Consider the following 12913-nt stretch of genomic DNA (forward strand, 5'->3'; position numbering starts at 1 on the left):
CCGGCGGCTAAACGGCGGCCATGATACCGCAATTGGGAGGGATTCGGGTTATGGCGGCCGGGATGGAGCGTTTCCGGTGGCGGAGCGTTTTGGGATGCCAGGCGCGTCGCCGGATCGGCGCTAAGCGCCGGGCGGGCTCAGTTCCCGAAAGGTCAACACCGCGCCGACCAGTTTGCCGTCGACGTGCATCGGGTGGGCGGAGCATTCCACGGTAAACGTGCTGCCGTCCTTGCGCCGGAACAGGTCGGTGCCGTGGCGAGGCGTGCCGTCGTGGCAGGCGGCGTAAATGCCGCATTGCTCTTCGGCGACCGACGTATCGCCGTGGATCGTGGTACAAGCGTTCTGGCCGAGCAGTTCCTGTTGACTGTAGCCGAGCATCGCCAGGGCCGCCGGATTGACGAAGTGGCACAGACCCTTGCCGTCGACGCCGACGATGCCGTCGCCGGCAGACTCCAGCAACAACCGGAAACGGGCTTCGCTGGCGCGCAACGCCGCTTCGGCTCGCTTGCGTTCGCAGAGCTCGTGGTCCATGCGGGCATTGGCCGCCTCCAGAATCGCGCTTTGCTTTTCCAATTGCTCGGTGCGTTGCGCGACCAGTTCTTCCAGGCGGCGCCGGTAGTAATACAATTCCTGAGCGGTTTCCTTATCGGCGGTTACGTCGATCAACAGACCTTGCAAACACAGCGCGCCGCGCGCTTCGTCGCGCACCACCTTGGCTTCGTCCAAAAACCAGCGCGCTTGACCGTTATCGTTGAGCAAACGGTATTCGCAATGCAGCGGGGTGTAGTGTTCGTAGGTCGCCGAATAGGCTTCGACGACGGCATCGCGGTCTTCGGCATGCACCCGTTTTAAGAAGCCGTCGCTACCTTCCAGCCAGCTGTCCGGCGCGAAACCCAGTTGCCGGATCTGTGGGCTGACGTACAGCAGTTTGCCCGGCGTGTCGAGCGAGGCGATATAGGTGATGGCCGGCATTTGCTCGATCAGGCAGCGGTATTTGGCTTCCGCTTCGCGCAATTGTTCGACGGCTTCGGTTTTATCCAGCAAGGCTTGTTGTTCGCGCATCGCCCGCATCACCACCGCCGGCAGCCATTGCAGCGTTTCGCCGTTGGCGTTGGAGCCTTTCACGACGTAATCGCGGGCGCCCAGTTTTAAGGCGTCCACCGCGATCATCGCGTTGTCGGAGCCGGTCAGCATCACCACCGGCATCGGCAGCTCACCGGATGCTTCGGCCAATTCGGACAGAAACTCGACCCCGCTCAAATCGGGCAAATGGTAGTCGAGCAGGATGCAGTCGATCTTCTCGTCGCGCGCCAGCTTCAAGCCCTGGTTGCCGGTTTCGGCTTCGAACAATACGAACTCGCAGTCGTGGTGTTGGGCTAGCGCTCGCTTGCAAGCCATCCGGTCGATTTGGTCGTCTTCCACCAACAGTAGACGGATGACCGGTTTACCGTTTAAATCGGTCATAGCGGCGACTCGCTGATCGTCCAATAGGCGTCGATGGCGCGTACGATCTCGACGAATTGTTGGTATTCGACCGGCTTGCGCATGTAGCCGGCCACGCCCAACTCGAAACTTTCCACCTTGTCTTCCTGTTCGTCGGAGGTGGTCAACGCGACGACCGGAATGCGTTTGAGTTCGGGCAGCGATTTGACGGCATGCAGAAACTCGATGCCGTTCATCACCGGCATGTTCAAGTCCAGCAGAATCAAACAGGGTTGCTCTTGACTGGCATCCTGAAGGTGCGCCAGAGCTTCCTCGCCGTTTTCGACATGGGTCAGTGGGTTGGAGACATGCAGCTCTTTCAAGGCGCGCTTGACCGTCATCGCGTCCACGCTGTCGTCTTCCACCAGAAGGATGGGATTGCTCTTGATTCTCATGGTTACGGGTTCAATTGGGTTGCGGGTGCTTGTTTGGGTACCGTGAAATAAAAGATACTGCCTTGGCCGGGCTCGGAGTCGAGCCAGACCCGTCCGCCGCTTTGTTCGACGATTTTTTTGACGATGGACAGCCCGACGCCGGTGCTTTCCACCCGGTCGCGCGGGTGAAGGGTTTGGAACAATTGAAAGATGCGTTCGAAGTGGCGCTCGGCGATGCCGGGGCCGTTGTCGGCGACGCTGAATTGCCAAGCGTCCGGCTGTTCGGCGCAGTCGATGGCGATGCGGCCTTCGGGTTTGTCCAGATAACGGATCGCATTGGACAGCAGGTTTTGCAGGACCTGCTGCATGCCGGTGCGTTCGACGGCCAGCGTCGGCAGATCGGCCGCGACCGAGACCGCGATGTGGGACGGCGGGGCCAGCGCATCGATCACCTCGCGCGCCAATTCGTTGAAATCGACGGAGCTGACCGCCTCGTGGATACGGCCGATCCGCGAATAGCGCAGCACGCCGTCTATCAAGCCGTCCAATCGGCGCACCCGCTGAATCAACAGCCGCAAGTGTTCCTGGCCTTCGGCATCCAGGCGTTCGGACTGGTCGGCGGCAATCCAGTCGGCCAGCGAGCCGATCGCGCGCAACGGCGCTTTCAGATCGTGAGAGACCACGTAGGCGAAATTCTTCAATTCCTCATTGACGCTTTCCAGTTCGTGGATCATGCGTAGTTTTTGTTCTTCCAGCTGTTTGCGCGGCGTGATGTCGTACACGGTGGCCAGCACGCGGCCGCTGTCGATCGGGGTGATGCTAATGTCGGTGGCGAATTCGCTGCCGTCCTTGCGCAGTCCGCACAGCGTTAGACCGCTGCCCATTTTGCGGTATTCGGGATGTTCGGCGTAAGCGGCGCGCTTTTCGGCGTGCGCGAGCCGGAAGCGGCGCGGGATCAGGTCTTCGACGGTCAGCCGGGTGAATTCGTCGGTGTCGTAGCCGAACAGGCGCTCCGCCGCCGGATTGGCGAGCAGAATCCGCCCGTCCGTGTCGGCAACCAACATCGCGTCGGCGGCGATCTCCATCAGCCAGCCGGCGTCGTGTCCGTTCAAGATATTTCTAGCGGCAATCATGCGGATGCTCCTCGGTCCTACCGACGGTAAGAGCCAGGATCATACAATAAATTCAGAGAAAATAAGCATTCTCTAAAACTGTCTCCGGCTGGCGCGCGTCTGTCCGGCCGTGTGAAAGAGTGCGCCGGTACTGTCGCGCGTACCGGCGTTGCTGTACTAAAGTAGTGCCGAAACCGTCTATTACAATCCGACCCGATGACATTCGCTTCCCATCCTCTTAAACCCCGCTGCCTGTGCTTGGACATCGAAACCGCCCGCCAGGATAGCTTACATCTGCGCGAAATCGGCGCCGTTCGCCCGGATACCGGCGCGAAACTGCGCATTTCCGGCAAGGCTAAGGACTTGAGCGCGCGGCTGGACGACATCAGTCTAGGCGCGGCGTTTGTGTTGGGGCATAACATCGTCGCCTTCGACCAGCCGGCCTTGGCGCTGTTGCATCCGGGTTTATTCCTGCACAGCTTGCCGCTGGTCGATACCCTGGAACTGTCGTCGCTGGCCTTTCCGCAAAACCCTTACCACCGCCTGATCAAGGATTACAAACTCTGCACGACCACCCGCAACGATCCGGTACGCGATGCCGAACTGGCTTACGAGCTGTTTCTGGAGCAGCGCGAGGCCTTGTTGCAACGCGTCGAGGAACACCCGAACGACATGCTCTGCCTGCATTTTTTGTTGGCGCCGGAAAGCGGGCGCGGCGTTGCCAGTTTCTTCGCGACCTTGCGCAATGCGCTAAGGCCGACCTTGGCGCAAGCCCAGGCGGCCTGGTTGAAAGCGACCTCCGGCAAGGTTTGCATCAACGCCCAACGTCGGATCGCCGAGGACTGTTTCCCCGATCCTGACTGGCACAAGCCCTTGGCCTTCGTGTTGGCCTGGCTGCGAGTGGCCGGCGGCAATTCGGTATTGCCGCCCTGGGTCGGCAGTCAGTTTCCTCGAACCAAAATCCTGATTAGCCAACTGCGCGACGTGCCCTGCGGCGATCCGGCTTGCGCTTGGTGCCGCGAACAGTACGACTTGAAAAAACTGCTGGCGCGCTACTTCGCCGGCATCCCGGATTTTCGCGCCACGCCCACCACCGCCGACGGCCGCTCCTTGCAGCAAACCATCGTCGAGCACGGTTTCGCCGGTCGGCCGATGCTGGCGATTTTGCCGACCGGCGGAGGCAAGTCCTTGTGTTACCAGTTGCCGGCCCTGGCCCGCTATTACCGGAGCGGCAGCCTGACCGTGGTGATTTCGCCGCTGCAATCGTTGATGAAGGATCAGGTCGACAATCTGGAAGCGCGCGGCATCGCCTGCGCCGGCTATTTGAACAGCCTGCTCAACCCGTTGGAGCGGCGGGTCGTGCTCGACAAACTGCGCTTGGGCGATTTGGGATTGATCTTCGTCGCACCCGAGCAATTCCGCAGCAGCGCCTTTGCCAACGCCCTGGCTCACCGCGACGTCGGCGCCTGGGTGTTCGACGAGGCGCATTGTTTGTCCAAATGGGGGCACGACTTCCGCCCGGATTATCTGTACGTGTCGCGCTTCATCAAATCGCGGCAGAAGGATAAACCGTCGCCGGTATTCTGCTTTACCGCCACCGCCAAGCCCGACGTGGTCGCCGACATCGTCGGCCATTTCAAGCAGCGGCTGGACATGGAGTTGGCGGTGCTGAGCGGCGGGGTCAGTCGCGACAACTTGAACTACGAAGTCCACGCGGTGCCGGCCCAGGCCAAATACCCGGCGGTGTTGAGTTTGCTGGAAGCAGCCTTGCGCGGCGACGGCGGCGCCATCGTGTTTTGCGCCCGCCAGAAAACCGTCGAGGAAATGGCCGAGTTCTTGACTCAGGCCGGCCTGGACTGCGGCCACTTCCACGGCGGCATGCCGCCCGAACGCAAGCGGCGGATGCAGGAAGCCTTCATCGCCGGCGAGTTGCGGGTCATCGCCGCGACCAATGCTTTTGGGATGGGCGTGGACAAGGCCGACGTGCGGCTGGTGATTCATCTCGATACCCCCGGCTCGCTGGAAAATTATTTGCAGGAAGCCGGCCGCGCCGGCCGCGATCAGGCGCCGGCGCGCTGCATCTTGCTGTACGACGACGCCGACCTGGACGTGCAGTTTCGCTTGTTGCGTAATTCCAGGCTGACCCAGCAGGACATTTACGCGATTCTCAAAGCCCTGCGCAGCATAGAACGCAAGGACAGGAGCGAGGGCAGCGTAGTCGTCACCAGCGGCGAAATCCTTTTAGAAATCCCCGACAAGCATGGCATCGACCCCGACGCCGCCGATGCCGACACCAAGGTGCGCATCGCCGTGGTCTGGCTGGAAGAGGCGCGGTTGCTGGAGCGCCAGGAAAACCATACCCGGGTGTTTCCAGGCTGTTTGCAAGTCGCGACGCTGGACGAAGCCGGATTATTGTTGAAGCAAAAGCTAGGGCCCAACGCCGATCCCGAACCTTATCTGGCCGTGCTCGCGGAATTGCTGAACGCCGGCGACGACGAAGGCATCAGCACCGACGACCTGATATTGGCCACCGGCCAGCCGGCGCAGGTGGTGCAAAACCTGCTCCGCGATTTGGATCGCTTCAAGCTGGTGTCCAACGACACTGAAATCGGCGTGAGCTTTTACCTCGACCCGGACACCGTCGATAGGCTGGCCGACCTTGTCAAACTGGAGGACGCGCTGGTCAACTGCCTACGCGAAGCCACCCCGGACGCCGATCTGGAACAATGGCAGATGCTGCACATGCGCCGCTTGTGCGACACCTTGCGCCGCAATGCCGGCGTCGAATTGGAACCGGACCGTTTGACCCGCTTGCTGAAAGCCTTTGCCGAAACTTTCGGCGACGACGGCGACAAATCCCGGCGCGGCTTTTTTGCGTTGCGCCCCGGCGGCCCGGACCACCGCTACGTCAAGCTGTTGCGCGACTGGCGGCAAATCGAGCACATCCGCGCCAAGCGCATGCGACTGGCCCAGGCCCTGGTCGGCTATTTCGCCGAACTGCGCCAGGGCAACAACTTGCTGGTGACCTGCAAGCAGGGCGTGTTGGAAGCGGCTTTGCAAAGCGATTTGACCCTGCAGGACCTGGAAATCAGCGACTGGCAACGGGCGCTGGCCGCCGCGTTGCTGTATCTGGACGCCAACGAGGTCTTGCACTTGGCGCGCGGCAAGGCGATTTTCCGTTCGGCGATGCATATTCAACTGAATCCCGAGGCGCGCCGCCGCCAGTTTAAGAATGCCGATTACGCCGAGCTGGCTTTGCATTACAAGGACAAGATCATCCAGGTGCACGTGATGGCCGAATACGCCAAGCTGGCGCTGGGCAAGATCCAGGCGGCGATGAGTTTCATCGTCGATTACTTTGGTATGGAACGGGCCGAATTCGTGCGCCGCTATTTCGCCGGCCGCGAGGACATCCTGGAAATGGCAACCAGCGAGGCCGCCCACCGCCGCATCCTCACCGATCTGAAAAACCCCGAGCAGCAAGCTATCGTCGCCGCGCCGCCGGACGCCAATTTGCTGGTATTGGCCGGACCCGGCGCCGGTAAGACCAAGGTTATCGTCCATCGAGTGGCCTGGTTGCTGCGCGAGGCGCTGGTCGCGCCGGATGCGATCATGGTGCTGACTTACAATCGGGCGGCGGCGGTCGAGATTCGGCGTAGGCTGTGGGCCTTGGCCGGCGCCGATGCCGCCGGCGTTACCGTGCAAACCCTGCACACGCTGGCTCTGCGCCTGACCGGTACCAGTTGCGCGGTGGCCGCCGAGCGCGGCGAAGCGGTGGACTTTAACGCGGTGATCAAAAACGCCGCCGCTAATTTGCGACGCGCCGACGCCGACGAGGAAGCCGGCGCCTCGGTCCGACGCGACCGCCTGCTGGCCGGGCTGCACTACTTGTTGATCGATGAATACCAGGACATCAACGCCGACCACTACGATTTGATCAGCGCCTTGGCCGGCAGGGCCTTGAACGGTGCCGACGACAAACTGGCGCTAATGGCGGTCGGCGACGACGACCAGAACATCTACGCCTTCAACGCCGCCAACGTCCGCTTCATCCGCCAGTTCGAAGCCGACTACCAAGCCAAGGTTTGTTACCTGTTGGAAAACTACCGTTCGACGAAGCAGATCATCGCCTGCGCCAACCAAGTCATTGCCAAGGCCAAGGAACGGATGAAGCGGGAGCAAGCCATCCGCGTCGATCACGCCCGCCGCGACCAACCGGCCGGCGGTGAGTTCGAGGCCTTGGATTCGCTGACATTGGGCCGGGTGCACATACTGAAAACGCCGCCGCCAGCCGGCGCCGAACTGGCGGCGGCCTTGGCCGAATTGCGGCGCCTGAACGGCTTGCAACATCCCGAAGCACCCAGCCACTGGGGCCGCTACGCGGTCATCGCCCGCCATTGGCAGGCCCTGGAACCCTTGGCGGCATTGTGTCGACAACAAGGCATCCCGGCGCGACTGCTACGCGACGAAGATTTGCCGGCCTTGCATGCCACTCGCGAAGGGGCGGCGTTGCTGGCGCTGTTGAGCCGAGTGCGTCGCGGCAAGCCGAGATTGCTGCTGCGCCACGGTGCCCTGTCGCGCTGGTTTCGTCGCCGCTACGGCCAGTCGGTTACCGAGGCTATCAGCCATCCCTACCGGGCGATGCTGGCGCAATTCATTGCCGACTGCGAAATGACCCACACCGAAGACGTACCCTCTTCCCCTGGCGGGTATTGTGTAGGTTGGGCTGAGCAGAGCGAAGCCCAACAAAATCAAAATGTTGGGCTTCATTGCATTTACCCCCAGGGGTACAAGCAGTCCAACCTACCTCTTGCGATAACCTCCGGGAAGGGACTGGGCGAGGGGCGTTTACACCAGCCTAGTCGGCGAAACCGCCCGGGGATGACGGACTCCCGGCTGGTCGCCGCCGACCTGATAGAAGCCCTCTACGAATTCGGCAGTGGCCGCCAAGCCAGTTTCGCTGACGGCCCAAACGCGCCGCTATTGCTGCTGACCGCCCACCGCGCCAAGGGTTTGGAATTCGACCACGTCCTGATCCTGGATGCCGGCGGCTGGCAACAGACCAGCGACGACGAACGCCGCCTGTTCTACGTAGCAATGACCCGCGCCCGCCAAACCTTAACCCTGTGCCAAAGACTAGGCGGACGCCACGCCTTCATCGCCGACTGCGCGCCACTGTGCCTGACCAGCAGCGGCGAATCGGTCAGCGAAATCCCGGAAACCCGGCAACGCCGTTGGCTGGCCGGTCCGGAACAGGTCGTCCTGTCCTGGCCCGGCTACTTCGCCGCCAACCATGCCATCCACCGCGCCATCGCCGCCTTGGACTACGGCGACCCGCTAACCCTGCGCCCACGCGGCGACGGCAAACCCGGCTGGGAACTCGCCAACGGCACCACCGTCAGTCGCATGGCGCAAGCCTTTGTTCCGCCGCAAGGCGCTATCGTCGCGGTTCGCGTTGCCGGGATTTTGGCGAGGCAGGCCAAGCCGGGCGATGCGGAGGGTTTGCGGTGCGAGAGGTGGGAGGTGGTGTTGGCGGAGGTGGAGTATTTGGCTGGGTAATGGGTTGTGCGGCCTGGGTATTTTCGGGATGATATGCAGAAACTATCTAATAACTTGTTAGTCGTCACTTGAAGAGGTGCTATGAACGATAAAACAGCAGAAGAAAAATTGTCTGATCGCGTCATTGACGCCGCACAGAAGAAACGTAAGCGCACCATCAGAAGCTACCCGGCTTGCGCCTTCGAAGAGGCTGTTGACTTTGCAAAGAAAATTCTGGAATTTGGCAGTGGCCAACCAGTTCGTAGGCTTTCTCTATTCGACGAGCTTGGAAAATCTCCTGATAGCAGCACAAGCCGCCAATTAATCGTAAGCGGTCCTTTAACAGCATCTGTATAAACAGCTCGAAAGGAACGAAGATAGTGTCCACTTATAATCAGGTGGACACCTATGAAGGAGCATAACACGCGATTATCGCGGCCATTAATCGTGGGGCACGGGCGAGACGGCCGTTGCCTTTATGATCCGGAAGCCAAGCGGGAGCTAGTGAAAGTTTGCTTGCATTCGGGCACATCGGTTGCCAAGATCGCTCTGCAATACGGTATCAATGCCAATCTGCTGCGCAAGTGGATGGGGCATTACCGAGAAACAGGACATCCGAATCCGAACAGTCCATTAACGTTGCCGGCTTTTGTGCCCGTTCAGTCGCTGAGCGCAGAGAAACCGGCTGAGTCAGCGCTCAGTGCGGAGTTGCCCAACGGCGTTAAACTCGCGTTACAGCCTGTCGCACTGAGCGACCTGCCGGTGATTTTGAAGGCGTTGGCCGAGCTGCCATGTTTCGTTTCGACGCAGGATTGAAGGTCTACCTGCACCGCGAGCCGGTCGACGGCCGCAAGGCCATCAATGGTTTAGCGCTGCTGGTTGAGCAGGCATTAGGCTTGAATCCGTTCGAGCCGGCCATCTACGTGTTCAGCAACCGCCGGCGGGATCGGATCAAACTGCTGTTGTGGGACCGCACCGGTTTTTGGTTGATGCTCAAGCGGCTGGAAGCCGACCGTTTTCACTGGCCGAAAGAGGCAGCAGTTGTGATGTTGACGGTCGAGCAACTCCACTGGTTGTTAGCCGGTATTGACTTGGCCGCGATGCGGCCGCATCCGGCACGAACCTATACCCAAGTGGGCTGAAACGCGGATGTAAAGCCGGTAAAATAACGGCATGACGCCCACCATCACGCTGTCCACCGAAGACTACCAAGCCTTGCTGGCCGAGCAGCAACGGCTGGCGAGTCAACTGCGGTTGGTGACGGTCGAGCGGGATTTATTGAAAGAACGTGTGGATGCCTTTCTGCATAGGCTGTATGCCGCAAAATCCGAGGCGCGGGCCAATCCGGCCCAGCGCGACCTGTTCCTGAACGAAGCCGAAGTGTTGGCGCCGAACGGTGCTCCAATCGCCGAGGAAGCCACGCCCGAAGCGGTCGAGGTGGCCGGTCACCGCCGTAAGAAACGCGGTCGCAAACCGCTCGATCCGCATCTGCCGCGTGAGATCGTGCGCCATGAATTAGCGGAAGCCGAACGCATCTGTGCGCATGACGGTACTCGTCTGGTGGAAATCGGCGCTGAAATCAGCGAGCAGCTCGACATCGTGCCGCAACAGGTGCGAGTCATTCAACATCACCGCGTCAAATATGCCTGCCCGTGCTGCGATGAAAGCATTCGCGTGACGCCGGCACCGGTTCGCATCATCCCCAAAGGCTTACTCACCGAAACGGCATTAGCCTGGGTCGTCACCGCCAAATACCAGGATAGCCTGCCGCTGTATCGGCAAGCCGCGCTGTTGAGCCGTTTCGGCGGCGATCTGTCGCGCAACACGCTGGCGGCTAGCATGGTGCGGGTTGGCGACGCAGTGCAACCCATCATCAACTTGCTGCGCGACCATCTGCTCGATGCCGATCTGATCCTGGGCGACGAAACCGTGGTTCAAGTGCTCAAAGAATCCGGCCGAGCCGCGCAAAGCAAAAGCTATCTGTGGGCACAAATGACCGGCTCCGGACCGCCGATTCGGCTGTTCAGCTACACGCCGGGGCGCGGCGGAACGCATGCGCAGCCGTTGTATGAAGGCATCAAACCCGGCGCGGTACTGATGAGCGACGGCTATGAGGTGTATAACGCCATTGCAGCCAGCCGGGGTGCGATTCACCTCGGCTGTTGGGCGCATGCGCGGCGTTATTTTGTCGAGGCCGAAGCCGCCATTCCTAAAGCCGCGCGCGGCCCGGAGCAACTGGCGACGCAGTTTATCGCGGCGATGGGTGAACTGTACGCGATTGAAACTCAGACGGAAGACCTGAGCGTCGAACAGCGTGGGCAGCGGCGCCAGGAGCAAAGCCGACCGGTTTTGGTCAAAATCGAAGCCCTGCTGCTACAACATCTGCATGCGGTAATCCCCGGTAGTTTGCTGGGCAAGGCTTTGCATTACTTGTCATCGCAGTGGTCCAAACTGATCCGCTTCGTCGACAACGGCGCTTGGCCCATCGACAACAACCTCTGCGAAAACGCCATACGCCCCTTCGTGGTGGGCCGCCGCAATTGGTTGTTTTGCGATACGGTGGCCGGCGCCCGTGCCAGCGCTAATCTTTACTCGTTGATCGAAACCTGCAAGGCCAATAGCGTCGACCTTTACACCTATCTGGTCGATCTGTTCCGAAAGCTTCCCACCGCAAAAACTGTCGAAGAGTTCGAAGCGCTGTTGCCTTGGAATCTCGACGCCCTAACGGACTAATCGTACGCCAACGGTTAAGTCATTGTCCGTTTCAGTTCTAGTGCGTCCTTCAAAGATCGCTTACAATTAATCGTCAACTCGAACAAGTATGGACTGACCGAGGGAAGTTACACTGCTGAGTACATAAAGCTTACCACCGGCGGATTACGTGCCATTGATGAAGAGATTCAGCAACGAGAGCGGGCAAAGGCTCGCGTGCTACTCGCAATAGAGAACATCGAGCCGTTCCAGAATCTCTATGACCGTTTCAAGGGAAATAAGCTTCCGGCGAAGACGGCACTAGTTGATGCGGCGATGGAAACAGGTTTAGAGAAGGAGGCAGCAGAGGAAGCTGTAGACACGTTTATTCTCAATCTTCGTTATGTGGGCCTGCTGCAGATGCTTTCTGGCGCTGAACGCATAGTAACGTTGGAGCACTTGCTCGACAGTCTGCCTTCAAGCTCAGCCCAGCCGCAACGAGCCAGTGAAAATGCTATATCTAGCACTACGTCGCACCAGCCGTCTCCCTTGATGACCGCCGAGCAGGCACGGTTTGAAACGGTCTGTTTCTACGTAACGCCAATCGGCGAGGATGGATCGGAGCATCGAAAGCACTCCGATTTATTCCTTAGCTCTATAGTAGAACCAGCGTTAGAGCAGTTCCACATGAAGGTCATCCGCGCTGACGCAATAGACAAGCCTGGAACGATAACCCGGCAAATCATCGAGTACCTAATTAGGTCGAGACTCGTTATAGCTGACCTATCGTTTCACAATCCAAATGTTTTTTATGAGCTCGCAATTAGGCACGCAGCGCGCCTTCCGGTTGTTCAAATTATTCGCGCCGCCGACAGGATTCCCTTCGATTTAAGTCAAAGTCGCACAATTCGGATAGATACAACAGATATTTATTCACTAGTTCCCCGACTAGAGGTATACAAATCCGAAATTGCTAGTCAAGTGCGACGCGCTCTAGAAGATCCAGACGCAGTTGACAACCCTATTTCTGTTTTCTATCCGAGCTTTAAAGGGGTGGTGTCTGCTTGACCAATATAGCTAACAATAACATTCACTCGGACTGGACCGATGTGCTGAACGGAGCCCCGTAGTTGCGTAGGGTGGGCACGGTTTTTGTGCCCACGCGGATTTAAAACTGGGATGAATATTGTTTCGCTATCGTGAGGCCTAATTTTTAATGTCGGTTCGCGGACTGGCAACCGCGATACTTTTTCTACGAAAACCATCCATGGTTTTCGCCTTTCGGGCCAGCCTATCGGCTGTTCAAATTCGTTCCAGACGAATTTGTGTTTGGCCTCGGTAATTGCTCTTGCATCCTTGCAGCTATGTAGGGTACGCACCGCGTATCTTTTGCGGCGCTAGTGATGAGTAACTCTGACAAGGTACGCGATGCGTACCCTACGGTGGACAATCCAATAATTGACGGAGACATGGCCGATTATCGCCGTTGTTATATGCCGGGTCGGTCGTATTTCTTTACCGTGGTGACCGAACGGCGAGCCGGGATACTGGCGAGCGACACGGCGCGGGATTGCTTGCGCGAGGCGATTCGGCATTGCCGGCTAACCTTGCCGTTTGCCGTCGACGCTCTGGTGATGTCGCCCGACCACATCCACATGATCTGGGTCTTGCCTCCAGGCGACGGCGATTTTTCCAAACGCTGGGGCATTATCTAAA

General features: G+C 59.4%; 10 protein-coding genes. 7 read left to right on the forward strand and 3 right to left on the reverse strand.

The window, feature by feature from the left end:
• Positions 1 to 120: 120 nt before the first annotated feature.
• Genes ACQE3E_RS03790 through ACQE3E_RS03800 form a run of 3 tightly spaced genes read right to left on the reverse strand, consistent with a single transcriptional unit; the run spans position 121 to position 2989 of the window.
• The gene (locus ACQE3E_RS03790) at positions 121 to 1464 is read right to left on the reverse strand and encodes a PAS domain S-box protein (protein WP_064028825.1); all 1344 of its coding nucleotides are present in this window, start codon (positions 1462 to 1464) and stop codon (positions 121 to 123) included.
• Positions 1461 to 1877, reverse strand: coding sequence for a response regulator (locus ACQE3E_RS03795; protein ID WP_064028823.1), 417 nt, complete (start codon positions 1875 to 1877; stop codon positions 1461 to 1463). The genes ACQE3E_RS03790 and ACQE3E_RS03795 overlap by 4 nt, the downstream gene beginning before the upstream one ends.
• Before the next feature lie 2 nt (positions 1878 to 1879).
• Positions 1880 to 2989 (reverse strand): sensor histidine kinase, encoded by a 1110-nt coding sequence (locus ACQE3E_RS03800; protein ID WP_313729031.1) that lies wholly within the window; start codon positions 2987 to 2989, stop codon positions 1880 to 1882.
• Between the two features lie 195 nt (positions 2990 to 3184).
• Here ACQE3E_RS03800 and ACQE3E_RS03805 point away from each other — a divergent pair, with 195 nt between their 5' ends.
• The 7 genes from ACQE3E_RS03805 to ACQE3E_RS03835 all read left to right on the forward strand — a co-directional run bounded on the left by ACQE3E_RS03805 (position 3185) and on the right by ACQE3E_RS03835 (position 12912).
• Positions 3185 to 8527 (forward strand): RecQ family ATP-dependent DNA helicase, encoded by a 5343-nt coding sequence (locus ACQE3E_RS03805; RefSeq protein WP_313729030.1) that lies wholly within the window; start codon positions 3185 to 3187, stop codon positions 8525 to 8527.
• Positions 8528 to 8608: 81 nt separating this feature from the next.
• Complete coding sequence (locus ACQE3E_RS03810) at positions 8609 to 8863, forward strand: hypothetical protein (protein ID WP_313729029.1); 255 nt, start codon at positions 8609 to 8611, stop codon at positions 8861 to 8863.
• 51 nt (positions 8864 to 8914) lie between these two features.
• The gene (locus ACQE3E_RS03815; protein ID WP_231883784.1) at positions 8915 to 9322 is read left to right on the forward strand and encodes a transposase; all 408 of its coding nucleotides are present in this window, start codon (positions 8915 to 8917) and stop codon (positions 9320 to 9322) included.
• Complete coding sequence (gene tnpB / locus ACQE3E_RS03820; RefSeq protein WP_313727828.1) at positions 9298 to 9648, forward strand: IS66 family insertion sequence element accessory protein TnpB; 351 nt, start codon at positions 9298 to 9300, stop codon at positions 9646 to 9648. Before ACQE3E_RS03815 ends, tnpB begins: the two co-directional genes overlap by 25 nt.
• A gap of 31 nt (positions 9649 to 9679) precedes the next feature.
• Positions 9680 to 11239 (forward strand): IS66 family transposase, encoded by a 1560-nt coding sequence (gene tnpC, locus ACQE3E_RS03825; RefSeq protein ID WP_313729028.1) that lies wholly within the window; start codon positions 9680 to 9682, stop codon positions 11237 to 11239.
• A gap of 195 nt (positions 11240 to 11434) precedes the next feature.
• Positions 11435 to 12265, forward strand: a complete 831-nt coding sequence (locus ACQE3E_RS03830; protein WP_313729027.1) for a hypothetical protein — start codon at positions 11435 to 11437, stop codon at positions 12263 to 12265.
• 335 nt (positions 12266 to 12600) lie between these two features.
• Positions 12601 to 12912: a transposase gene (locus ACQE3E_RS03835; protein ID WP_313729026.1), complete on the forward strand. Its 312-nt coding sequence runs from the start codon at positions 12601 to 12603 to the stop codon at positions 12910 to 12912.
• Position 12913 lies beyond the last annotated feature (1 nt).

It is taken from the genome of Methylomonas sp. MED-D, from assembly GCF_050276835.1.
GTDB lineage: Bacteria > Pseudomonadota > Gammaproteobacteria > Methylococcales > Methylomonadaceae > Methylomonas > Methylomonas koyamae_A.